Origin of the sequence: Vibrio sp. Sgm 5, assembly GCF_026241575.1 — a bacterium.
Lineage (GTDB): Bacteria > Pseudomonadota > Gammaproteobacteria > Enterobacterales > Vibrionaceae > Vibrio > Vibrio jasicida.
The window spans coordinates 38,986-62,763 of record NZ_JAPHPY010000008.1 but is presented as its reverse complement, the minus strand read 5'-3'; the positions used below and the strand labels follow the sequence as shown (position 1 = coordinate 62,763).

Genomic DNA, 23,778 nt, shown 5'->3' with positions numbered 1-23,778 from the left:
TTATTTGCTCTCAGCATTCGCAACGAACAATTGTTTACCATTCAGACGGAAGCCATTGATCAGCTCTTGACCGCGTGGGTTCACCAACCAGTCACTGAAAGCCTTCGCACCTTGGTAGTTGATGGTTGGGTAACGCTCTGGGTTCACCAAAATCACTTGGTACGGGTTAAACAGTTTTTCGTCGCCTTGGAATAGAATCGCAAGATCCAATTTGTTTTGGTAAGCCAACCAAGTACCACGGTCGGTCATGGTGTAGCCTTGCATTTCTGACGCCATGTTTAGAGTAGGGCCCATACCTTGACCTACGCTGCGGTAGCCACCAAAGTTTGGTTCCATCTTAGTTTGCGCCCAGATGCCTAGTTCTTTTTTGTGTGTACCAGAATCATCGCCACGAGAGATGAATGTCGCGTCTTTGTTTGCGATCTCTTTGAATACGTCTAGTACTGACGCATCGTCTTTTACTTGTGCTGGGTCAGCTTTAGGGCCAACGATAACGAAGTCGTTGTACATCAGTTTACGAGGAAGGACGCCGTAGCCGTTCTCAACAAACACCCCTTCTGCTTTAGGAGCGTGTGTCATAACCAAATCAACGTCGCCGTTTTCACCCATCTTCAGCGCTTTACCAGTACCAGCAGCGATGATATCCACTTTGTAGCCAGTATCTTTTTCAAATTGAGGAAGTAGGTAGTCCAGTAAGCCAGAATGGTAAGTACTTGTTGTTGTCGCCAGACGAATGTGTTCGCCATCTTGAGCTGAAAAAGCAGAGTAGCTTACAAGAGTGATTGACGTTGCAGCTAGAGTCAGCGCAATTTTTTTCATTTTAGTTGTTTCCTTTCCAATGATTCTTTGGCTTCTTAAGTCTTGGGTTACTAAAGAAGTCGCCAGAGCGTCAGTGAGCGCTCAAATCACAAGCCACCTTAGGGTGAGGGAGTGAGAAGTGATGGTATTGCATTGATGTCTCCCACATCCTGAGGTCACTTGGACACTCCATACAGCAAACAAGATGCCAACATTTTACAAGCTCAAAATGTTTGATTTATGCGCTAATTCATGGACTTATTTGCATAAAAATTTGCGTTGGTACAAAATGTCGCACTTTTTGTAGGGTATCTCTGTTTAAACTTGGTACACTCTGTCCCATTCCAATCCAACTGGGGTAAATATGTCTACTCAATCCCATATTAGTACAAACCAACAATACAACGCTTTTTCAGTACTGGTCGTTGATGACGAACTCGGTATGCAAGCCATCCTAAAAAAGGCGCTGGGCAAACTGTTTTCGCAAGTCGATACAGCGGGCAGCATTGAAGAAGCGGAAGAGCTACGTAACTCGCGCCACTACGATTTGATTCTGTTGGATATCAACTTGCCGGGGCGTTCGGGGATTGAATGGGAAGAGGCGTTTGAAGATGACGACAAACGCGCGGATGTCATCTTCATGACTGGCTACGCGGATTTGGAAATTGCAATTCGAGCACTGCAGCTTGGTGCGTCGGACTTTATCCTCAAGCCGTTTAACCTAGAGCAGATGTTGAAAGCGGTCAGCCGTTGTATGGATCGTCGTTTGACTGAGCGCATGCAATACGCGATGAAACGTGACTATCAGCGTCTTCACACGTCAGAAATCATTGGCGGCTCTGAGAAAACCCGTCAACTCAAACAGCTGATTACCCAGTTTGCGCCTTCTCGCGCATCAGTCTTGGTCGAAGGTGAGTCGGGAACAGGTAAAGAGCTCGTTGCGCGCGGCATTCACCAAGCGAGTGGTCGCACAGGACCATTTGTCCCACTTAACTGTGGTGCGATTGCACCAGAGCTTTTAGAGAGTGAACTATTCGGGCATACCTCAGGTGCTTTCACGGGCGCTAAAAAGTCTCGCGAAGGCCTTTTCCGCGTAGCGAACGGAGGTACATTATTCCTTGATGAAATTGGTGAAATGCCGTTATCCATGCAAGCGTCACTGCTGCGCGTGTTAGAGCAGCGTACCATTCGTCCGGTCGGTTCTGAACGCGAAATCAGCATTGATGTGCGCATTGTCGCGGCGACCAACCGTAATCTGCAAGAAGAGGTCAACAAAGGCAACTTCCGTAGCGACCTTTACTACCGTTTGAACGTGTTGAAGATTGAAGTCGCTCCCCTGCGTGAGCGCAAAACCGATTTGTTCGAGCTTGTGCCTTATTTTAGCAACATGCTAACGAGCGAACTGGGTATGCAAGCACCGAAGTGGGCGCATGAGGATATGGAAGCGATGAGTGAGTACGAATGGCCAGGTAATATTCGTGAGCTGAAAAACCTCATTGAGCGCTGCATCTTGTTAGGCAAACCGCCCGCGCACCATTGGCGTGAATTGAATGGAGGACATGCGCTGCCTAACGTGTCGATCACGGTTTCTCATACTGCAGAGCTGCCAACATTCAAAGAGGGCAGAGAGTTCAGCGGTGAAGGTTACCCAAACACTTGGACGTTAAAAGAGGTTGAAAAAGCGCATATACAACAAGTAGTTACTCTTCATGAAGGCAATAAATCTGCCGCTTCACGTGATTTGGGTGTGGCAAGAAAAACCCTAGAGCGCAAATACAAAGAGTGGGACTCTGAGGACGAGGATTATGCCGAATAGTACTTGGCAGCAACGCAAGGGATTGTCTAAATGGGCGTATCGGTTCAAAACAATGGTGCGCTATCGATTATTGATTTTGACCTCCGCGCCAATCTTTTTAACGTCATTGGCATTGATTGGTATCACGATCTATTGGTCGATTCACTATACGTGGCAAAATGCGCTGCTGGACGTTTCAGAACGTCTTGGTGTGGCCAATAACAGCATCACCTTGCTACAACAAAAACAAGCGAATTACGTGAAATCGTTCGCGGACTCTTATGATTTTCGTACCCGAGTGAACCAAAATGTCCCACAAGCAGAATTGCAAAAGTGGGTTACTGCGCAGAAGAAACGCTACGGGTTGGATTTTTTGTCCTTCCAACGTGTTAATTCGATGGAAAACAAATTCCGCTTTATGGATTTAACCAAGCGCGAATCTTTCTTCGATGTTCTGGACAGAAAAGAACTGGAAAAGCTAGACCCCGAACTCGCAAAACGTGCTGAAGTACCGATTCTAAAAAATGGTGGTGTGGAAGCGCGTGGCTTGGTGAGTCGAACCGTAATACCGGTTTACAGCCAGCAGAATGATTTAATTGGCTTCTTAGATGGAGGTTTGCTGCTCAACAACAGCACGGTATTGGTCGATCAAATTCGTGATCTTATCTATTTGAGTGATAACGACACCCTCCGTCCTGTGGGGACTCTGACGGTATTTTTGGATGATCTTCGTGTTAGTACCAATGTTCCCTTAGACAGTGACCAACGTTTGGGGCGCGCTATTGGTACGCGAGTGAGTTCTGAGGTGTACAACAAGGTCTTGGAGGAAGGTGAGCAATGGGTCGACCGCGCATTTGTTTACGATGCTTGGTATATCACCGCATATCAGCCAATCAAAGACCAATACGATAATGTCATCGGTATGCTCTACACCGGTTACTTGATGTGGCCATTCGTAAAAGCCTACATGACCAATATCGTCGAGATAAGCTTGATCACTTTAATGCTGCTCTTAGTTTCTGGTGTGATGGTATATCGAGGCTCGCGAGACTTATTCCGTCCAATTGAACGCATCCATAAAGTCGTGAAATTAGTTCAGTTGGGTAAAGAAAAACGTATTGGGCCTCTCGGACTAGACGAACACCACGAGCTGGCTCAGTTAGCTCGCCAATTCGACAATATGTTGGATGCACTTGAAGATCGTAAAGTCGAGCTTAAAAACTCTGCGATGCAACTTGAAGGTAAAGTTCAAAAACGTACGGCGAGTTTGAAGGAAAAAACAGAACAGCTCGAACTCCATATTCAGCTGCTCAACCAAACGCGTGACAAACTGGTGGTCAACGAAAAGCTTGCCGCACTGGGTGAGTTAACTGCGGGTATTGCACACGAGATTAACAACCCAACCGCAGTGATTCTGGGTAACGTTGAATTGATTCAGTTTGAGTTAGGTGAAGAGGCAAGCCGCGTTCAGGAAGAAATTGACGCCATTCACGCTCAAATTGACCGTATTCGTAATATCACGCGTAGTTTACTGCAATACAGCCGTCAGGGTGGTGTGCAAGACGAAATTACGTGGCAACACGTGAACCCAATCATCGATGAGAGTATTACGCTGGTTAAAACCGGTACTAAGAAGCGCGACATCGAGTTTGTCACCGATTTACAGGCTCATACTTCGGTCGAGATCAATCGCCACCACTTGTTGCAGATTCTAGTGAACTTGCAGATGAATGGCATTCATGCGATGGACGGCAGAGGTAAGCTAACCGTCGTGAGTGAAGATTGGATTGAAGACGGCGAACTGAAAGGCGCAGCGATTCATGTCACCGATGAAGGTTGCGGTATCAAGCCAGAAAACTTAAGTCGTATCTTCTCGCCGTTCTATACAACTAAGCGTGACGGTACTGGTCTCGGGCTTTCTGTTTCGCAAAGTATTCTTAGCCAAACAGGCGGCGAACTAAAAGCTGAATCGGAATGGGGCAAAGGAAGCACATTCAGTATCTACCTGCCTAAAAAAGCCGAGTTGCTACTTGACGTTATGAATATTGTTTAGCGCTATTCTTAAACTGATTATGAGTCCCAATCAAATAAAAAGGGTCAGTAAATTTACTGACCCTTTTTGTATCTGTTCCTCTCTAAGTGCGAGAGGAAAACGTCGAATTAACCCGTATGCACCGCAATCTTCGGGGGATTGATGCCGTGCTTCTTGAACTCTTTCATTACACGTAGAGTAATGTCGGTTTCAAAGAGCTTCTCGTAGGCGGTATCTACCACATACGCCTTACACGTTAACTGAATTGCTAAGTAGTTATCAGTAATCGTCTGTTTTACGAGAACCGTCACAGGCTTCGGTAGATGGATATAGCGACTTGAAGAGGCCGCTTCCTGAATTAAATCACGTGCTAGCGCAATGTCTTCATTCATGCCTACATAAAACGGAATCACCACCTGCATATCCAACGCACCATAGTTGCCGCTGACCACAACTTCACTCAAGAACTTGTTGTTTGGAATCGTAATAATGTCATCGGTTAGGGTACGCATACGCACAGAGCGCAAACCAATAGCAATAATATCGCCGTAGTTACCTTCGAACGTGACGCGGTCACCAACTTGGAACGGTCGATCCACCATAACCGTCATACCCGCGATGAACGATGCCGCTAGGTCTTTCATTGCGAAACCAACGGATACCGCCAACGTACCACCAATCAAAGCAAGGATCTGGTCGTTGATGCGAAAGCTCATCATAAATACCACAGAGCCGGCGGTTAAGTAGATAAAGAACTGCAGGAATGATTGAAGCTTTTGCAGCACCATTCGATACTGCACAAATTGGCTACCAATACTTTCTACCATCGAGCTCATGAACTTAAGCAACAACCATGTACATGCAATTACGATGATAGAGAAGAACACGCCGCTCCAGCGAATTAAGCTGGCAATTTGCGAGATATTATCGACACTCGCGATTTCTTCAGTCGCCAATGCAGGGGAGCTCAATAAACAAAGAGCCAATACGGTGAGTAGTTTTTTCATCGTTATTTCACCAATAAATGTTGACGGTCGAGAACGTTAGTAATGTGACGGAACCAGTGGTCCGACACGCGAGCTTTGTCTTCGCTCCACTCAATAAAGCCACGGCTTTGGAAGTAGCGAAGAGTACCAATCACTTCCGCAATACTGAGCTGGGTACATTCAGACAACTCCTCTGGCGATGCCACTTCAAGCTGAACAATAGAACGCAGAACGGCCAACATTGGCTTCGGCATTTTCTCAAGCTCTTGAGACTCTGGTGCGTGGAATAATCGAACCACCACTTGCTGCGTCTCTTTATCCTGACGCAGGGACAAGCGGAAAAAGCGTAAGCCAACTGTCGGGTTACCATCTGAGTAATGCCACAGAATACGGTAGAAACCTTGTTTAGCACGTTCTTCTTCCGTGATGTCTTCTTGGTCCCATTGCTTAGGGACGACAAGGCCATCAAACGTCACTGGATTTTCAATCTGTTGGTTAATACGTGTATCAAACAGCGCAGAGAGTTGTTTCTCACTCCAACGCGGCATAAATGCCACCCAGTCAAACAACAACCGTTCGCCACGAGCACGGTCAACAAAACGCCAGCTCGCTTTCTCAATCGCCATGACAACGCGGTGATTCTTCTTAGAGCGACGAAGTAGGTTAGTCAGTTTAATCAAACCGCTTAAACCGCCTACCATTGGCTTAACTAGGCGCTGGGCGTTATCAACTGCGATAAGGTAAGGCGTATCACTTTTACGCAAATGCGCAAGAACCTGAATCTCAGACGCGTCCTCTTCCAACCCAAGTTGTAAAGCCAGTTCTTTTAGTAGTTCACTGTAACCTGCGTATGGGCAGTTCAAATAAAGTGGCTCGGCGTTCTTCACTTTGTTCAGGATAGTGCGCAGGAAGGTCGTTGTACCGACGCCACGCTCACCCGAGATAACGCACACGGCAGGGCTGTCTGTCAGGAGATATTTAGACAGATGCTTGATTTCATCAGAGGCGTAGTCCACCAACTCGCTTTCTTCGCTACCTGGGAGAATATAGTCAAACGCTTGATCGCCTTTTATTCGCACAAGATTGGTATCTGCACCGTTATTTCCCGTTTGTTTTGCGACTTCAATACGGAACAAATACCCTAAAGCTTGGCTAAACATGGTGTAGTTAGACAACATGGCAACAATGCGGTGTTTAAAGCTGTGCAGCATAATCCACACAGCACAAATAGCCGTACCGATGATGCTTAGTAACAAGGTATCTTTTCGGCGGATTGACCAGTTTACCCAAACAGGGCGGTCAGAGAGCTTTTCCGCGACTTCAAATACCTTCTTACGCCATAGGCGCAATACCGACAGCGTCACCAATACAAACCAAAAGAACAGTGCGCTGTAGATCCAAGAATAAATGGTGCCTTTGCCTAGTGTTCGAATCGAGATTTGCAAAATCACGCCTGCGACAATCGCGCTCCATACATAGCGACGAATGGTCGATAGACGCAGCGCAATCACTTCTTGGCTGGTACTGCGACTGTTACGGTAAGCAAACTCTAAAATGAAGCTGATGGCAATAGAACCACCCAACACCCACCACGTGAAGATCTCGAGAATGATCAAATGCTGCAAGCTCGGGATTTCTGATAGCACGCGAAGAGAAAGCGTAATTGCAATCAACCACGCAATTGCTCTGTGCGCGCGGCTAATATACCAAATCAAACGAACCCAGATTGGCGGTTTAGCGACGTTATCTAGCTGCGTTTCGCGGAATAGGGTAATGATGCGCTTGCTATTGGTTAGCCACCACACCAAACCGAAGTAGATAAACAGCACTTTGATGCCAGCCCAAACGACCGGAATCGGTGAAATCAGAATTTCTTTAATCAGAGATTGGAAAGAACGAATCTGGAAGAACACCAAATATTCAACGTTAAGCTGAGTCTGACGCCACTCTTGCTTAAACTGCGTGACACCATAAGGACCAAAACCGGTCAATTTGTCGTGCGTGATCGGGTCGGTCAGCTCTAACAAACGTTCTTTGCTTTGACCTAGGCTGTTGACCGTAAGGTAACTGGATTGCGTCTCAAACCATTCTTTGTCTTCACCAGACTCACGGAATGTCTTTAAGTGTTGATCAAAGATAAGGGTTTGTTTGCGCTGCTCACTCATTACTGCATTGAGCAATTGGTTGACCTTACGTTTGTCTTGGTCAGACATAAACAAAGGTTCTGGCAGCTTGTTGATCTCTTGAGTGATCTCTTGTGCCACAGGGAGGATTTGAGGCTCAGGTTGGAATTCGTACTCCCACTCAGCGTGAGCAGGTAAAGAAAGCACGAGACCGACTAGCATTAAAATGCGCGCCATGAAATGCATAAAATTCTCTTAAAACTTATAAGGTTAGAGTTAGTGTAGTTGCTTTATCGCGATATGCGAGTTTTACCCAATGACCGTGCGTGATGTTGCGATTTCCTTTGAGAAACGGATGCTTAATAAAGGAATAACGTACGGAATTGATAAAAGGGGACGCACTATAAACCCAATTTCATGGGGTATGTCAATGGTTAGTCATGACGGATTTATGTCTCAGTTTTGAGTCGGTTAGAGTTAGAGACCTTAAAGTAGGCGCGGTTTATGTTAGCCAAATCTCAAAATTCAGCCCGCTAAAGAATGCTTTTTCTCATTAATTAATAAAAACAAAACTTGAAGTGTGTAGCCTTAAGCAGTAACGTTGCGCGGTTTTTCCCAATAAACTTGAATTGCTAAGGTAAAGGTTTTGATTTCCACAGCGAATATTACTCAACAATTTGGCGCTAAGCCGCTATTTGAAAACATCTCAGTTAAGTTTGGCGAAGGTAACCGCTACGGCTTAATCGGGGCTAACGGTTGTGGTAAATCAACCTTTATGAAAATCCTGAGTGGTGAGCTAGAGCAAACTAGCGGTAACGTAAGCTACGATCCGAACGAGCGCGTTGCAAAACTGAACCAGGATCAGTTCGCATATGAAGAGTTCACGGTTATCGACACGGTAATCATGGGCCATAAAGAACTATGGGAAGTGAAGCAAGAACGTGACCGCATTTACTCTTTGCCAGAAATGAGCGAAGAAGACGGCATGAAAGTGGCTGACCTTGAAGTTCAGTTCGCGGAAATGGACGGTTACATGGCCGAGGCGAAAGCGGGTGAGTTGCTTCTCGCTGTAGGTATCCCAATGGAGCAACACTTCGGTCTAATGAGTGGAGTGGCGCCAGGCTGGAAACTTCGTGTGCTTCTAGCGCAGGTTCTCTTTGCTGACCCTGATGTGATGCTTCTTGACGAACCAACCAACAACTTGGATATGGATACTATCCGTTGGTTGGAAGACACGCTAAACGCGCGTAACTGCACCATGATCATCATCTCGCACGACCGTCACTTCCTAAACTCAGTATGTACGCACATGGCTGACTTGGATTACGGTGAACTACGTGTTTACCCAGGCAACTACGACGAGTACATGACAGCGGCTTCCCAAGCTCGTGAACGTCTGCTGAACGACAACGCGAAGAAGAAAGCACAAATCGCTGAACTACAAACGTTCGTTGCGCGTTTCTCTGCAAACGCATCGAAAGCAAAGCAAGCGACATCTCGTGCGAAGCAAATCGACAAGATCAAACTGGACGAAGTGAAAGCGTCTAGCCGTCAAAACCCATTCATTCGTTTTGAACAGTCTAAAGAGTTGTTCCGTAACGCTCTGATTGTTGAAAACCTAAGCCAAGGTTTTGAAGACGATCTGTTTGCTAACTTCAATGCGATTTTTGAAGTCGGTGAGCGCGTTGCAATCATCGGTGAGAACGGTGTGGGTAAAACAACCCTACTAAACACACTTGCTGGCGTACTAGAGCCACGCTCTGGTGAGTTCAAATGGTCTGAAAACTCAAACATTGGCTACTACGCGCAAGACCATGCGCATGACTTTGCAGAAGATATGAACCTGACAGATTGGATGGGCCAATGGCGTCAAGAAGGCGACGACGAGCAAGTGGTTCGTGGTTTCCTAGGTCGTATGCTGTTTGGTCAAGACGACATTAAGAAGTCAGTAAAAGTACTGTCGGGTGGTGAGCAAGGTCGTATGTTGCTTGGTAAGCTAATGATGCACAAACCAAACATGCTGCTAATGGACGAACCAACCAACCACATGGATATGGAATCTATCGAATCATTGAACACGGCACTAGAGCAGTACAAAGGCACATTGTTCTTCGTATCGCACGACCGTGTATTCGTAGACTCACTAGCTACGCGTATCATCGAAATCCGTGATGGTAAAATCACAGACTTCAAAGGCACTTACTCTGAGTTCCTAAAATCTCGTGGTATTGAAGGCTAATCCTTCTTCCGAATAAAGAAAAAGACCTCATCGCGAGGTCTTTTTTTATGTCTATTCTTTGTGAGCGCTAATTCTTTGCTAGCGCTAGGTTGTGGCGTTCAATCCTTAAATTGCCTCATTAGATAAGCATAAATGCCAACGAGCCCGAAAGTAATGATCATCGAAACGATGATACCGCTTGGGGTGAGTAGATAATTCCACAGTTGATCGTTGTTCATCGTTCACATCCTTTGTGAATCCATATGATTGTTTAAGTCTAACTCATTTGGCGACCTAATGATGAGTTATTGATTTCCCTTTACGTCAAAATCAATTTTCTCTGCGCCTGTGAATACTTGGAAACGTAAACCTTTAGCACGAGCGATAGTGGTAATACCAAACTTCTTGGCTAGATCTAAGCCCATTTGCGTAACGCCAGAGCGAGACAGCAAAACTGGAATGCCCATTTGAGCGACCTTGATTACCATCTCTGATGTAAGGCGACCAGTTGTGTAGAAAATTTTATCTTCGCCGGTTTCTTGGTTAAGCCACATTTCGCCCGCGAGGGTATCAACAGCATTGTGGCGACCAACATCTTCCACAAATGAAAGTACTTTATCGCCTTTGCACACTGCACAGCCATGAACTGCACCAGCTTTCTTGTAAGTGTCATTATAGTGCGTCAACGCTTCTAACGAGGTGTATATCTCAGACTGTTTGAGTGGCATTTGTGGTACTTGATAATCTTCAAGCTGCTTCATTACGTTGCCGTACATAGTGCCTTGACCACAACCAGACGTGACGGTCTTCTTCTTCAATGCACCTTCAAGATGTTCAATGTTCTCTTTGGTGATAACCGCAGCTGTGTGCGTTTCCCAATCGATAATCACAGATTCAATCGCTTCAGGATCTGACAAGAAGCTCTGGTTCTTCAAATAACCCAATACAAGTGCTTCTGGGCGAGAACCGAGTGTCATCAGTGTGACAATCTCTTTCCAGTTCAACATGACGGTAAGAGGGCGTTCACACGCAATTTGCTTAGTCAACTTCTCACCGTATTCGTCAAACACTTCTACTTCGATGGTTTGTAGGGGATTTTCACTGGTTTTAATAATGTTTGGTTTTACCACAGTCATGTCCTGATGAATGAGAGAGCTCATGGACGCTCTCATTGATGGGTTCTTTTGTCTTAACAAGGATTACAAAGCAATTCTCATTCCAAAATAGCGGGTGTAAATGAAATTGCGAGGCTTTACGTCAAATGTCTGCTAAAACTGAGAGTTCGCAGTAATGACACAGACTCACACTGACGGCTAGACTAATTTTGTATAGAGAGAAAAGTGAGTTTGATTTGGCGCGTTTATTGCTTTGTAACGCTAAAATGGTTGAAAGCAAAGTACAAAATGTCCTTTTCTGTCTTCAAGCCTACATAGAACAAACTGGATGAGTTATGTCGAATACGAAAGAGTTCGAGAACAAATACGAAAAAACAGAAGATTCATGGCCAATTGGCGTTGATTTGGTAGAACACGAAATCAGCACTGGGATTTGGGTTACGACTCAATGGCAGCTTGCAGGTTTTGAAATCACGCCAACGGATGAGACTCAAGATGTGTGTTTACTGCAACTGCATAAAGATGAGCGCACTGATTACCGATTTAATCTAAGTTCTCAGCAACCTAAGTTGTTTTTAATTATGGATAATGTGGATTCTGGTGAAAAACCAATAATTCAATTGCTTACTGCCTCTCAAACGGTTGCTGCACAATATATGGATGGCGATAACCTAGTGTTGTCCAATGATATGCCATTAGCCATTCAAGCTTGGATGGAAGCCTTTATTGGGCGCCACGGTGAGTTGTTAGAAGTAAGACGCAAGAAACGCAAAGGAGCGGGTAGAGCAAATGGCAACTAGTTTTTTTAGCCGTTGGTCGAAACGTAAATTAGAAGAAACCACAACCGAGCCTACAGACGAGAAGGTTGTGGAGCCTGTTGAATCTACTGAACCAGAAACCGCGCAAGCTCATGAAGACTTAAGTACTGAAGCGCAAACATTGGCTACCGAGGCTTCTGTTAGTGAGACTGAAGCTAAAGGAGCAATGGCTCAAGAAGCATCAAGCGAAACTACTGATTCTGAAGAGATGTCCGTAGCGCAGCTATTGGTGTCTGAGGCCTCAGAGAGCGTTAAGAAAGCCGCACTGCGTAAGATGTTCTTATCAGAAGAGTTTAACGTTCGTGATGGCTTGGATGATTACGATGATGACTACAGTAACCTCAAGTCGCTTTCTGAAGGGGTGGCTGAAACACTTCGTGATTGGGTAAAAGAGAAAACGGAAGAAGAACCAACAGAAGAAACGACACAATCAACCGAATCTCATGAAGAAAGTGATATTGAATCGGCTGATGTAGAACTTGCTGAAGGTGCCGAAATTCCCGAAGAACAAAAAGAACTGGATATAAATACAGTATCTAGTGAAAATGATATTCCAGAGACAAAACTAGCCCCTGAAGAGGTGGGACAAAATATACCACACAAAGAATAGGTACATTTTGACTAAACGCTCAATGAACCGGCTGAGACAAAATGTCCCAGTCGTTTTTTTTATCCCTACTATTTCTAAGATAAATAGCTAACCTGTTGAAAATTAGTTGATATTTAATTGGCACGACATTTGCTGCCTGTTGCTCATTACCATTCTTGTTGAAGTTAGACCATTTGCCCAACAGGCAGTGATAACCCGGGTGGGACTACCTAAAAGGGGTAGTTACTGACGAGTTAATCAGCAGAATTGCCTGCGCTAACTACAATGAAAGATGGAAGAAACTATCCATGCGTATAAATGGAACTGAGCAATGTTGAAACAACTATTAGAACAAGCAACTTCCAATAACGGTAAAGCGCGTCTGTATGCGTTTGAGAATACCGTAGAGTTGACCAACCTTATTCCACCAACGGTGAGCTACGAGAGTGGCGGTAATACACTGATTGTTGGACCGACTGCCATCATTGAGAGTGCAGCCGCGCAGCTATCTCAAATGAACAGCCTGACACTTCTCTCTACAGACGGAGAGAAAGGCACCAATCCAGAACTGTACTTTGCAAACTCAGTTCAGGTTTCTGGTTTCCTAGGCACATTTGAAGTGCTTATCGAAAATAACGGTCTAACAAGCAACCTAGCAAAAGTCGCTATTAATAGTGATTGTTTCGATGTTGTTCTCGATCTTTGTCTAAGCAGCTGTATGTCAGAAGAGGTTCCGGTTCCGGGTTACTACCCAGTGGGACGCGGCTATCCAAAACTGGCTGAAGCGCTAGAAGAAATCCCAACATTAATGGGTACGTTTGATAAGCCAAAGTTCTTCCGTCTGGACACTGATCTATGTGCGCACAGTTCTCGTGGCGTAAAAGGTTGTGAGCGTTGTGTGGATGCTTGTCCTGCTGGTGCACTATCAAGTGAAGGCAGCGATAAAACCGGTCATCGCATCGAGATTAACCCATACCTGTGTCAGGGCGTGGGTACTTGTGCAACGGCTTGTCCGACAGAAGCGATTCACTACGCGCTACCTAACCCTGAAGATACGCAAAAATTCATTGAACGCACGCTAGCGAACTATGAGCAAGCGGGCGGTCTGGATCCTATCGTTCTTATCTGTAGCTCTCGTCACGAGACTTACAACGTGATGGCACTGAAAGCGCTACCAGATAACGTGATTCCAATTGTGGTTGAAGAGCTTCCTTCTATCGGTATCGATACATGGTTCGCCGCTCTAGTTAATGGCGCGACGCAAGTGCTATTTGCAGCTTCTCGTTTTATGCCTGCAACCATCATTCGTGTTCTAAATAACGAAGTAGGTATCGCGCAAGAGCTATTGGATCAACTTGGTATCGCAAAAGAGACCATCGATATCCTTTACTTGGAATCGCTTCGTGAAGGTCCTCCAACACTATGTACAGATTCATTCGACCTTGCTCTTGGCGATCTTCAAGGTAACAAGCGTCAACGTTTGTTTACTGCGCTGGATGCAATGTCTTCTTCTCGTATTCCGGTTGAGAACATTGTTGAACTGCCTGCGAACGCGCCTTACGGCAATGTTTCTTGTGAGAGCAAAGATTGTACGTTGTGTATGAGCTGTGTGGCGGTTTGTCCTACACGTGCACTTCATACCGACGGTGAATCTCCATCACTTAAATTCGTTGAACAAGATTGTATTCAATGTGGTTTGTGTGAAAAGGCATGTCCAGAGAAAGTTCTGACTCTAACGCCACGTATGAACTGGGTGAAAGAAGAGCGCCAAAAAGCGGTTGTGATTCACGAGGAGAAAGCAGCGGAATGTATTCGCTGTCATAAGCCATTCGCACCTCAGTCTATGATCGATATGCTACAAAATAAGTTACGCGGTCACTCTCATTTCTCTGATGAAGCGGCGATCAATCGCATCGCGATGTGTGAAGACTGCCGTGTGATCGACATGTTTGAGTCGATGGCAGAAGACCCAATGAAACAACTGAAATACTAGGAGCTCGCAGTGGATACACAACGAGAACAAGAACAAACACTGAGAACAGAGATCTACTTGGTTTTGTCAGCGCTTTTCCGTAGCGCTCCAAGTGAGGAGATGATCGAGTTCCTGACTTCGCTAGAAGTTGAACCATCAGAAAGCGCAATGCAAAAAGCGTGGATTGCACTTCAGCAAGTGGCGAAAGATTCGAACCGCGAAGCGCTCGAAGATGAATACCAAGATCTTTTCATTGGTATCGGTCGTGGTGAAGTGATGCCATTTGGCTCATGGCACATGACGGGTGCAATGATGGAAAAACCACTGGCTGAAATTCGTCACGATTTGGAACTGCTTGGTTTCGAGCGCGATGAAAATGTGAAAGAGCCGGAAGACCACATCGCAGCACTTTGTGAAGTGATGTCGATGCTAACGGGTGAAGAAGAAGACCTTCAACAAACGGTGTTTAACAAACACATCGCACCTTGGTTTAACTCTTTCACTCAGCAACTAGAAAACGCAGAGAGCGCGAACTTTTATAAGCCCGCAGCTCAACTGTGTGAGGCGTTCTTAACACTGGAACAAGTGCGCTTTAGCGTGAACACCAAAAGCAGTAAGCACAAATTAAAAATTGATGTGAAAAACGTCACTGATTACGAGTAATCGATCAGTACTTGGTCATATCGATAGAGGGGCAATAGCCTCCAAAGATCTACCGTAAGGTAAGGAAGCAATGATGAAAGATAATAAAGAAATAAACACAAGCCGTAGGGATCTCCTGAAAGGCTTAACGACTGCAGCCGTAGCTGGTGCGGTTGTCGCTGGAACAACAAAAGTGGCAAGCGCTTCAGAAACGGTTGAGCCTTCTGAAAAAGACGTGAAGAAGAAAGGGTATCGTGAAACTCAACACATTCGCGATTACTACGACACACTTTAGGAGATAACGGATGAAACTTGTCAAACGCTCCGACAGTGTGAGCAAAGAAACCAATCAGCTTGGCGTTTCTCGCCGTGCATTCATGAAAAACACCTCGCTTGCTGCTGGTGGTGCGGTTGTAGGTGCTAGTCTTTTTGCACCGGGCATGATGAAGAAAGCACAAGCTAAATCGGTGGATCCAGAAGCGAAAACAGAAGTAAAACGTACTATCTGTTCTCACTGTTCTGTAGGTTGTGGTATCTACGCTGAAGTTCAAAACGGCGTGTGGACAGGTCAAGAGCCTGCATTCGACCACCCATTCAACGCTGGTGGACACTGTGCAAAAGGTGCAGCACTACGCGAACATGGTCACGGTGAGCGTCGTCTTAAATACCCAATGAAGCTTGAAAACGGTAAGTGGAAGAAGCTTTCTTGGGATCAAGCGATCGAAGAAATCGGTAACAAGGTGATGGACATCCGTAAAGAGTCGGGTCCAGATTCGGTTTACTGGTTGGGTAGTGCGAAGCACAACAACGAACAAGCGTACATGTTCCGTAAGATGGCGTCGCTTTGGGGTACCAACAACGTTGACCACCAAGCGCGTATCTGTCACTCAACAACCGTAGCAGGTGTAGCAAACACTTGGGGTTACGGTGCGATGACCAACTCTTTCAATGACATGCACAACTGTAAGTCAATGCTGTTCATTGGTTCAAACCCTGCAGAAGCGCACCCTGTTGCGATGCAGCACATCCTAATCGCGAAAGAGAAGAACAACTGTAAGATCGTTGTTGCGGATCCTCGTCGTACTCGTACCGCTGCAAAATCGGATCACTACGTGTCTCTACGTCCGGGTTCTGACGTTGCATTCATCTGGGGCGTGCTATGGCATGTCTTCGCGAACAACTGGGAAGACAAAGAGTTCATCCGTCAACGCGTATTCGGTATGGATGAAATCCGTGCAGAAGTGGCTAAATGGACACCAGCAGAAGTTGAGCGCGTAACTGGCGTTCCTGAGTCTGAAGTTTACCAAACAGCGAAACTGCTTTCTGAAAACCGTCCGGGTTGTATCGTGTGGTGTATGGGTGGTACTCAACACACGACTGGTAACAACAACACTCGTGCTTACTGTGTACTTGAGCTTGCGCTAGGTAACATCGGTAAATCAGGCGGCGGTGCAAACATCTTCCGTGGTCACGATAACGTACAGGGCGCAACTGACCTTGGCGTATTATCTGACACGCTACCAGGTTACTACGGTCTGTCTGAAGGTTCATGGCGTCACTGGTCGAAAGTGTGGGAAATCGATTACGAATGGATCAAAGGTCGTTTCGATGACAACGCTTACGGCGGTCAAAAACCAATGAACAGTGCAGGTATCCCTGTATCTCGTTGGGTGGATGGTGTTCTTGAAAACAAAGACAACATTCGTCAACGTGAAAACATCCGCGCCATGTTCTACTGGGGTCACGCAGTAAACTCTCAGACTCGTGGTCCTGAGATGAAGAAAGCGATGCAGAAGCTGGATATGATGGTTATTGTTGACCCATACCCAACAGTCGCAGCGGTAATGAACGATCGTACTGACGGCGTTTACCTGCTTCCTGCAACAACTCAGTTCGAAACGCACGGCAGTGTGACAGCATCTAACCGCTCACTTCAGTGGCGTGATCAGGTTATCGAGCCACTGTTCGAATCTAAACCTGACCACGAAATCATGTACCTGCTAACTAAGAAGTTAGGTTATGAAGATCTGCTGTTCAAAAACGTACGCGTACAGAACAACCAGCCAGTGATCGAAGACATCACTCGCGAATTCAACAAAGGCATGTGGACCATCGGTTACACAGGTCAAAGCCCAGAACGTCTAAAAGCGCACCAACAAAACTGGCACACATTCCACAAGACATCTCTGGAAGCAGAGGGTGGTCCTGTGAATGGTGAGACTTACGGTCTACCTTGGCCATGTTGGGGCACACCAGAGATGAAGCACCCAGGCACACACATTCTGTACGATACGTCTAAGACTGTTGCAGAAGGTGGCGGTAACTTCCGTACGCGTTTCGGTGTTGAGTTTGAAGGCCAAAGCCTACTTGCTGAAGACAGCTACTCAAAAGGCTGTGAAATCAAAGACGGTTACCCAGAGTTCTCTGACAAGCTAATCAAACAGCTTGGTTGGTGGGACGACCTAACGGCTGAAGAAAAAGCAGCAGCGGAAGGTAAAAACTGGAAAACTGACCTGTCTGGCGGTATCCAACGCGTAGCAATCAAGCATGGTTGTATCCCGTTTGGTAACGCAAAAGCGCGTGCGATTGTTTGGACATTCCCAGACCGAGTGCCGCTACACCGTGAACCGCTATACACGCCACGTCGTGACCTTGTAACGGATTATCCAACTTGGGACGACAAAGAAGCAATCTTCCGTGTACCAACGCTTTACAAGTCTATCCAGAAAGAAGACAAGTCTGGCGAATACCCAATCATCCTGACTTCTGGTCGCTTGGTTGAGTACGAAGGTGGTGGTGAAGAAACACGTTCAAACCCATGGCTTGCTGAACTTCAACAAGAAATGTTCGTTGAAGTGAACCCGAAAGACGCAAACGATCTTGGCTTTAAAGATGGCGATGACGTTTGGGTTGAAGGTGCAGAGAAAGGCCGCATCAAGGTGAAAGCGATGGTCACTCGTCGTGTTAAACCGGGTCTGGCGTTCATTCCGTTCCACTTCGGTGGTAAGTTCGAAGGTGAAGACCTACGTCCTAAGTACCCAGAAGGTACGGATCCTTATGTTGTTGGTGAAGCAGCCAACACGGCAACCACTTACGGTTACGACCCTGTTACTTTGATGCAGGAAACTAAAGTAACCCTATGTAACATTCGTAAAGCGTAAGGAGTCTGATAATGGCACGAATGAAATTCCTATGTGACACCAAACGCTGTATCGAGTGTAACGGCTGTGTTACTGCATGTAAGAACGAAAACGATGATGCACTTGAGTGGGGTATTCAACGTCGTCGCGTGGTAACACTGAACGACGGTGAACCAGGTGAAAACTCAATCTCTGTTGCTTGTATGCACTGTACAGATGCGCCTTGTATGGCGGTTTGTCCAGCTGACTGTTTCGAGCACACAGAAGATGGCATCGTTCTTCACAACAAAGATCTTTGTATCGGTTGTGGTTACTGTCTGTTTGCTTGTCCATTCGGTGCGCCTCAGTTCCCGAAACAAGCGTCATTCGGTGAGCGTGGCAAAATGGACAAATGTACTTTCTGTGCAGGTGGTCCAAACACAGAACCAGGTTCTCTAGAAGAGCGTGAGAAGTACGGTGCGAACCGTATTGCTGAAGGTAAGCTACCTATGTGTGCGTCACTATGTTCAACAAAAGCACTGCTAGCGGGTGATGCAGAGAAAGTTTCTGACATCTTCCGTCAACGTGTGGTTGAGCGCGGTGCGAAAAACGCAGGTTGGACAGACGGTAACGATCTTTCTTACGACGCAACCAAAAGCTAAGTAGGAGAGACACATGTTAAATACTCTTAAACGTGCGTCTCTTGTAATGCTGTCTATGATGACAGCATTACTGCTGACCTTCACGATGCCAGCGTCTGCGCAAGAAGACACATCTCCAGTGGTACAACAGGAGATGACGCAACTTGCAGGTGCAGATTTTTGGCGTCAGGTCAAAGAGGGGCAAGAAGGCTATACCACGTCGAAATCAGCGGAACACGGTGTGCTGATCAGTACTCCGGGTGAGACTTGGTACATTCTTAAAGAGAAATGGATGTCTCCTGCGGGCGCTGTTGCAATTTTCGGCAGTATCGCAATGGTTATCATGGCTTACGTATTCGTTGGTCCTCTGATGCTAAGCAAACCACGTACTGGCAAGAAGATGAAACGCTGGTCTCGACTAGACCGCGCACTGCACTGGAGCATGGCGTTTACCTTCTTAACGCTGGCATTCAGTGGTTTGATGCTGGTTTACGGTAAGCACTTCTTGAAGCCGTACGTACCAACTGAGTTTTGGGGCTTCGTCGTCATGTTGGCGAAGCAGTACCATAACTACATGGGTCCTTTGTTCTTTATCTTGCTGATGTTTGTTCTGTTGAAATGGTGGCGTAAGTCCATTCCAACAATGACTGACATTCGTTGGTTCATGAAAATGGGCGGCATGGTTGGTAAGCATAAAGGTACGCATCCATCGGCTGGTTTCTCAAACGGTGGTGAGAAGGCGATTTACTGGCTGTTGATCTTCTTCGGTGCTATTGCTGCAGTGAGTGGCTTAGTTCTGGATTTCCCAATTTTCGGCCAAACTCGCCGCGATATGGAACTATCTAACCTTGTTCACGCGATTTCAGCACTGATTCTGATCTGTGGCTTTATCTTCCACATCTACATCGGTCTATTCGGTATGGAAGGTGCACTAGAAGGTATGGTTACTGGTGAAGTTGACGAGACATGGGCGAAAGAGCACCACGACCTTTGGTATGAAGAAGTGAAATCTAAAGAAGCGATGGGTGAGGCTGACACAGCTCAAACGGACGTAAAAGGAGCGAAGACGAATGAACAAACCTCATAACGGGATTTGGGTTGCCTACATCCTGAGTTGTTTTACCCCGTTTACGTTTTTGATCTCAGGCGTTATCGCAATCATTTACGCGGGTTACCGTTTGGATAAAGGTGAAGACAGTGACGTAGTGAATTCACATTACTACGGCTTGATTCGCACATTCTTCCTGTACTTCACGTTCTTTGTTGTTCTGATCGTAACAGTGGCAACATCGAATGGTGTATTGGTTGGCGTAAGTGATTATTGGGTGCACAGTACCTTGTTAGACACGGTTGCTTATTTCATTCCTTGGGTAGGTATGCTGTTCGCAACGCTTGCGATTCTCGTGTGGTTCCTACGTATGTACCAAGGTATGAACCAACTGCGCAACAATATGCCGCACAGACCGTCTACAGGTCCAAACCTTTAAAACGGTCTATCTGTTCAAAAGCCTCGCAAACGCGAGGCTTTTTTATTGTAGAAAATCTTCTTAATGTCACCAGTTTTTAAGCAGAAATTAGAGGCAAATCAGCAGGCTTACGACCATGGTCTAATCCTTATTGCTATTGTTGTTTTTGTATCGGTGTTAAGCTTAATAAAAAGAGCAACAAGGATAGGTTATGAATTTCCCATACAGAAATATTGTCGTACTTACTGGCGCTGGCATCTCGGCTGAGTCTGGTATTCAAACATTTCGAGCTCAAGATGGTCTTTGGGAGAATCACCGAATAGAAGACGTGGCAACGCCAGAAGGTTTCGACCGCGATCCGGATCTTGTTCAAAGCTTTTACAACCAACGTCGTTCAAAGCTTCAAGGCGAAGATATCAAGCCGAATGCGGCCCATATCGCGCTAGGACGCTTAGAAGAGCAGTTGGAAGGCAAAGTGACTATCATCACTCAAAACATCGATAATCTGCACGAGAGAGGCGGTAGCGCTAATATCATTCACATGCACGGTGAGTTACTCAAAGCGCGTTGCAGCGAATCCAATCAAGTCATTGAGCATTCAGAAGACATTGAGACTGGCGAGTTATGTCATTGCTGTCAAATTCCGGCTCAAATGCGTCCACACATTGTTTGGTTTGGTGAAATGCCACTGCGTATGGGTGAGATCTATGCTGCATTGGAAGAGGCGGATTTGTTCATCTCTATCGGTACTTCTGGTGTCGTCTATCCAGCCGCAGGCTTTGTACATGACGCGAAGATGCATGGTGCACATACGATTGAAATCAACTTGGAGCCAAGTGCTGTCGAGAGCGAGTTTGAAGAGAAGCGCTACGGCAAAGCAAGTATTGAAGTGCCAAAATTGGTTGACGAAATTCTTGCTCTGGAAAACGAAGCCAGCGCTTAATAAAACGGGCAGAACCTTCTTTAACAAAGGCATCGAGTGATTCGATGCCTTTTTGTATTTTGAAACGTTGTATTCTGATGCTTTGCAATTCGAACAGTATAGATTGAGCTACAAAGCGCGATCTTCAGATACAAGAAAAGCGGCCTAAGCCGCTTTTCTACACTATTTCGACAGACTGATTAGTTGTCTACTTTTAGCTTTTGGAAGTACTCATCGTAAAGCACACTTGCTTCACCAACTTCGTCTTGCCATGTACCGCTGTCCATCACTTCTTGTGGTGGGAAGATGCTTGGGTCGTTAGCAAATTCTTTCGGTAGTAGGTCGTGCGCTGTTTTCACTGGAGTAGGGTAACCAATCTCTAGTGCAATCTTAGCAGCATTCTCAGGACGTAGTAGGAAGTCGATCATCTTATGAGCTGCATCAACATTCTTCGCGCCAGCTGGAATTGCTAGGCTGTCCATCCAGAAGATAGTGCCTTTTTCTGGCCAGATGATGTCGATGTTCGCGCCTTCTTGACGAGCCATGTAAGCAGAACCATTCCAAAGCATACCAAGTGATACTTCACCTGCTAAGTATGGGTTCGCTGGGAAGTCTGAGTTAAATACCAACACGTTTGGCATTAGCTTTTTCAGTTCTTCGTAAGCTGCTTTGATCTCGTCTGGGTTAGTCGTGTTTGGTGAGTAACCAAGCTTAGTCAATGCAATATGGAATACTTCGCGAGAATCATCCATCAGCATTAGTTGACCTTCCCACTTGCTATCCCAGAAATCGTCCCACTTAGAAACCGATGACTTGTCTAGCATGTCAGCATTGATACCAATACCGGTCGCACCCCAAATGTAAGGGATAGAGTAGTTGTTGTTCGGGTCGAACGGCTTGTTTAGGAAGTTAGTGTCTAGATCAGCAAAGTGAGAAAGCTTCTCTTTGTCGATCTTTTGCAGCATGCCTTCTTTACGCATTTTAGATACGAAATAGGTAGACGGTACTACCAAGTCGTAACCAGAACCTTGGGTTTTCAGCTTTGCGTACATGCTCTCGTTAGACTCGTACGTAGAGTAGATAACCTTAATTCCAGTTTCTTTTGTAAAGTCTTCAAGAACTTCGTTTGGAATGTATTCCGACCAGTTGTAGAAATACAGTTCTTGATCAGCAGCCATTGCAGGGGAAGCGATTAGCGTCGCTGCACACAGTGCGCTTGCGTAGAATTTACTTTTCATTTTATTTCCGTTTTGTTCAGCAACAGGTCAATTCAATACTAGTAACAGATACCGATTTGAGCCAAGTTGCGATAAGCACAATCCTGTTTATTTGAGCACGAACGTTAAACATCATGTCTTCATCGACGGAGAATGTTGAAGCTGTGTCAAATAAACCTAGCAACGTGTAATTATATCAGTCAATTACGAAAATAGGCAGCGTATTGCTGCCTATTTTCATTTACTAGATGGCTTATTAAGCGATTATTGGCCCGCTTTAAGCTTTAGGAAGTAATCTTCGTACTTCGCTGTCATGCCCCCAACAGAGTCTTGCCATTCAACACGGTCAAGATCTTCTTGAGAAGGGAACAATGGTGCAACGTCTTTAAACTTAGCGTTAGACTCTGCAACAGCAGTCAGGTAACCCGTGTCAGCCGAGATTTGCTCTGCGATTTCTGGACGTAGTAGGAAGTCGATCATCTTGTGAGCAGCTTCTACGTTCTTCGCACCAGAAGAGATTGCAAAGTTATCAACCCAGCCGATACCGCCTTCTTTAGGGAATACAAGCTTTAGGTTCATGCCTTCGTTTTGAGCAGCTGCCGCGCTACCATTCCAAAGCATACCAACGCCAACTTCGCCAGACATGTATGGAGCGCCTGGGTTATCAGAGTTGAATACTAGAACGTTTGGCATAAGCTTTTGTAGCTCTGCGTACGCTTCGTCGATTTGTTTTGGATCCGTAGAGTTACCTGAGTAACCTAATTTACGTAATGCGATATGGAAGACTTCACGAGTGTCATCCATCAGCATTACTTGACCTTCAAGCTCAGGTTTCCATAGGTCAGCCCAGCTTTGGAACTCGTTTGGATCGTACATGTCAGCGTTAACCGCTAGACCTGTAATCGCAACAACGTGTGGAATAGAGTAGTCGTTGTTTGGATCGTAAGGCTTGTCTAGGTAGTTAGTATCTAGGTTACCGAAGTTTTTCAGTTTAGTCTTATCGATCTTTTGTAGCATACCTTCGTCACGCATCTTCGCTACGAAGTAAGTGGAAGGTACCACTAGATCATAACCTTGGTTATGAGTTTTTAGCTTTGCATACAAGGTTTCATTCGACTCGTAAGTCGAGTAGATGACTTTGATGCCAGTTTCTTTAGTAAATTGTTCTAGGATATTACTGTTGATGTAAGGACCCCAGTTCATAAATACTAATTCTTTATCATCCGCTGCCGCTGTACCAGAGAACAGAGAAAGCGCACATGCACTACCAGCTAATAGAGTAGCCCATTTTTTCATTGACGTTAGCTCCAAACCAAACGTTGTCC

Annotated in this window: 19 protein-coding genes; 13 read left to right on the top strand and 6 right to left on the bottom strand. The window is 45.8% G+C overall.

The features are described from left to right. Positions 1-819 (bottom strand): substrate-binding domain-containing protein, encoded by an 819-nt coding sequence (locus OQJ86_RS06660; RefSeq protein ID WP_005441551.1) that lies wholly within the window; start codon positions 817-819, stop codon positions 1-3. Positions 820-1,162: 343 nt separating this feature from the next. Here OQJ86_RS06660 and OQJ86_RS06655 point away from each other — a divergent pair, with 343 nt between their 5' ends. Both OQJ86_RS06655 and OQJ86_RS06650 read left to right on the top strand, forming a co-directional pair. Further along, complete coding sequence (locus OQJ86_RS06655; protein WP_038872736.1) at positions 1,163-2,614, top strand: sigma-54-dependent transcriptional regulator; 1,452 nt, start codon at positions 1,163-1,165, stop codon at positions 2,612-2,614. After that, positions 2,604-4,646, top strand: coding sequence for a cache domain-containing protein (locus tag OQJ86_RS06650; protein WP_039977293.1), 2,043 nt, complete (start codon positions 2,604-2,606; stop codon positions 4,644-4,646). The genes OQJ86_RS06655 and OQJ86_RS06650 overlap by 11 nt, the downstream gene beginning before the upstream one ends. Before the next feature lie 107 nt (positions 4,647-4,753). Here the strand turns inward: OQJ86_RS06650 and OQJ86_RS06645 are convergent, their stop codons facing one another. Both OQJ86_RS06645 and OQJ86_RS06640 read right to left on the bottom strand, forming a co-directional pair. Next, positions 4,754-5,632 carry a mechanosensitive ion channel family protein gene (locus OQJ86_RS06645; protein ID WP_038872738.1) on the bottom strand — a complete coding sequence of 293 codons (879 nt, stop codon included), beginning with the start codon at positions 5,630-5,632 and terminating at the stop codon, positions 4,754-4,756. A gap of 2 nt (positions 5,633-5,634) precedes the next feature. Next, positions 5,635-7,980, bottom strand: a complete 2,346-nt coding sequence (locus OQJ86_RS06640) for an ATP-binding protein (RefSeq protein ID WP_265987261.1) — start codon at positions 7,978-7,980, stop codon at positions 5,635-5,637. A gap of 400 nt (positions 7,981-8,380) precedes the next feature. On the opposite strand from OQJ86_RS06640, the gene OQJ86_RS06635 reads away from it, so the two are divergent. Beyond that, entirely contained in the window at positions 8,381-9,973 is a 1,593-nt protein-coding gene (locus OQJ86_RS06635; protein WP_038872740.1) for an ABC-F family ATPase, read from the top strand. A gap of 284 nt (positions 9,974-10,257) precedes the next feature. Here OQJ86_RS06635 and OQJ86_RS06630 read toward each other — a convergent pair whose 3' ends face one another. Further along, positions 10,258-11,082 carry a formate dehydrogenase accessory sulfurtransferase FdhD gene (locus OQJ86_RS06630; RefSeq protein ID WP_038875099.1) on the bottom strand — a complete coding sequence of 275 codons (825 nt, stop codon included), beginning with the start codon at positions 11,080-11,082 and terminating at the stop codon, positions 10,258-10,260. Positions 11,083-11,402: 320 nt separating this feature from the next. Here OQJ86_RS06630 and OQJ86_RS06625 point away from each other — a divergent pair, with 320 nt between their 5' ends. The 10 genes from OQJ86_RS06625 (at position 11,403) to cobB (ending at position 21,257) form a co-directional block, all read left to right on the top strand. Beyond that, positions 11,403-11,867 (top strand): DUF3305 domain-containing protein, encoded by a 465-nt coding sequence (locus OQJ86_RS06625; protein ID WP_042600795.1) that lies wholly within the window; start codon positions 11,403-11,405, stop codon positions 11,865-11,867. Then, positions 11,857-12,495, top strand: coding sequence for a DUF3306 domain-containing protein (locus OQJ86_RS06620; RefSeq protein WP_265987260.1), 639 nt, complete (start codon positions 11,857-11,859; stop codon positions 12,493-12,495). The genes OQJ86_RS06625 and OQJ86_RS06620 overlap by 11 nt, the downstream gene beginning before the upstream one ends. 310 nt (positions 12,496-12,805) lie before the next feature. Further along, positions 12,806-14,467, top strand: coding sequence for a 4Fe-4S dicluster domain-containing protein (locus tag OQJ86_RS06615; RefSeq protein WP_005441573.1), 1,662 nt, complete (start codon positions 12,806-12,808; stop codon positions 14,465-14,467). Between the two features lie 9 nt (positions 14,468-14,476). Further along, positions 14,477-15,109, top strand: coding sequence for a TorD/DmsD family molecular chaperone (locus OQJ86_RS06610; protein WP_265987259.1), 633 nt, complete (start codon positions 14,477-14,479; stop codon positions 15,107-15,109). Positions 15,110-15,182: 73 nt separating this feature from the next. After that, a complete protein-coding gene (locus OQJ86_RS06605; protein WP_005427585.1) occupies positions 15,183-15,383 on the top strand; it encodes a twin-arginine translocation signal domain-containing protein in 201 nt (66 codons plus the stop codon). Positions 15,384-15,393: 10 nt separating this feature from the next. Continuing rightward, positions 15,394-18,249 (top strand): formate dehydrogenase subunit alpha, encoded by a 2,856-nt coding sequence (locus OQJ86_RS06600; protein WP_265987258.1) that lies wholly within the window; start codon positions 15,394-15,396, stop codon positions 18,247-18,249. An 11-nt stretch (positions 18,250-18,260) separates the two neighbouring features. Continuing rightward, on the top strand, positions 18,261-18,869 hold the full coding sequence (fdh3B, locus tag OQJ86_RS06595; RefSeq protein WP_005427693.1) for a formate dehydrogenase FDH3 subunit beta: 609 nt from the start codon (positions 18,261-18,263) through the stop codon (positions 18,867-18,869). 13 nt (positions 18,870-18,882) lie between these two features. Continuing rightward, positions 18,883-19,935, top strand: a complete 1,053-nt coding sequence (locus OQJ86_RS06590; protein ID WP_039977855.1) for a formate dehydrogenase subunit gamma — start codon at positions 18,883-18,885, stop codon at positions 19,933-19,935. After that, positions 19,919-20,335, top strand: coding sequence for a hypothetical protein (locus OQJ86_RS06585; RefSeq protein WP_038875061.1), 417 nt, complete (start codon positions 19,919-19,921; stop codon positions 20,333-20,335). The genes OQJ86_RS06590 and OQJ86_RS06585 overlap by 17 nt, the downstream gene beginning before the upstream one ends. A 190-nt stretch (positions 20,336-20,525) precedes the next feature. Beyond that, positions 20,526-21,257, top strand: a complete 732-nt coding sequence (gene cobB, locus OQJ86_RS06580) for a Sir2 family NAD+-dependent deacetylase (protein WP_045493699.1) — start codon at positions 20,526-20,528, stop codon at positions 21,255-21,257. 179 nt (positions 21,258-21,436) lie between these two features. Here cobB and OQJ86_RS06575 read toward each other — a convergent pair whose 3' ends face one another. Together OQJ86_RS06575 and OQJ86_RS06570 are read right to left on the bottom strand one after the other, a co-directional pair. Next, positions 21,437-22,474 (bottom strand): extracellular solute-binding protein, encoded by a 1,038-nt coding sequence (locus tag OQJ86_RS06575; RefSeq protein WP_038875062.1) that lies wholly within the window; start codon positions 22,472-22,474, stop codon positions 21,437-21,439. 243 nt (positions 22,475-22,717) lie between these two features. Then, positions 22,718-23,749: an extracellular solute-binding protein gene (locus OQJ86_RS06570; RefSeq protein ID WP_265987257.1), complete on the bottom strand. Its 1,032-nt coding sequence runs from the start codon at positions 23,747-23,749 to the stop codon at positions 22,718-22,720. Positions 23,750-23,778: the final 29 nt, after the last annotated feature.

Bases quoted from the DNA above. Each gene is read 5' to 3' on its own strand.
- OQJ86_RS06660 (WP_005441551.1), bottom strand. From the start codon at position 819: ATGAAAAAAATTGCGCTGACTCTAGCTGCAACGTCAATCACTCTTGTA.
- OQJ86_RS06655 (WP_038872736.1), top strand. From the start codon at position 1,163: ATGTCTACTCAATCCCATATTAGTACAAACCAACAATACAACGCTTTT.
- OQJ86_RS06650 (WP_039977293.1), top strand. From the start codon at position 2,604: ATGCCGAATAGTACTTGGCAGCAACGCAAGGGATTGTCTAAATGGGCG.
- OQJ86_RS06645 (WP_038872738.1), bottom strand. From the start codon at position 5,632: ATGAAAAAACTACTCACCGTATTGGCTCTTTGTTTATTGAGCTCCCCT.
- OQJ86_RS06640 (WP_265987261.1), bottom strand. From the start codon at position 7,980: ATGCATTTCATGGCGCGCATTTTAATGCTAGTCGGTCTCGTGCTTTCT.
- OQJ86_RS06625 (WP_042600795.1), top strand. From the start codon at position 11,403: ATGTCGAATACGAAAGAGTTCGAGAACAAATACGAAAAAACAGAAGAT.
- OQJ86_RS06620 (WP_265987260.1), top strand. From the start codon at position 11,857: ATGGCAACTAGTTTTTTTAGCCGTTGGTCGAAACGTAAATTAGAAGAA.
- OQJ86_RS06615 (WP_005441573.1), top strand. From the start codon at position 12,806: ATGTTGAAACAACTATTAGAACAAGCAACTTCCAATAACGGTAAAGCG.
- OQJ86_RS06605 (WP_005427585.1), top strand. From the start codon at position 15,183: ATGAAAGATAATAAAGAAATAAACACAAGCCGTAGGGATCTCCTGAAA.
- OQJ86_RS06600 (WP_265987258.1), top strand. From the start codon at position 15,394: ATGAAACTTGTCAAACGCTCCGACAGTGTGAGCAAAGAAACCAATCAG.
- fdh3B (WP_005427693.1), top strand. From the start codon at position 18,261: ATGGCACGAATGAAATTCCTATGTGACACCAAACGCTGTATCGAGTGT.
- OQJ86_RS06590 (WP_039977855.1), top strand. From the start codon at position 18,883: ATGTTAAATACTCTTAAACGTGCGTCTCTTGTAATGCTGTCTATGATG.
- OQJ86_RS06585 (WP_038875061.1), top strand. From the start codon at position 19,919: ATGAACAAACCTCATAACGGGATTTGGGTTGCCTACATCCTGAGTTGT.
- cobB (WP_045493699.1), top strand. From the start codon at position 20,526: ATGAATTTCCCATACAGAAATATTGTCGTACTTACTGGCGCTGGCATC.
- OQJ86_RS06575 (WP_038875062.1), bottom strand. From the start codon at position 22,474: ATGAAAAGTAAATTCTACGCAAGCGCACTGTGTGCAGCGACGCTAATC.
- OQJ86_RS06570 (WP_265987257.1), bottom strand. From the start codon at position 23,749: ATGAAAAAATGGGCTACTCTATTAGCTGGTAGTGCATGTGCGCTTTCT.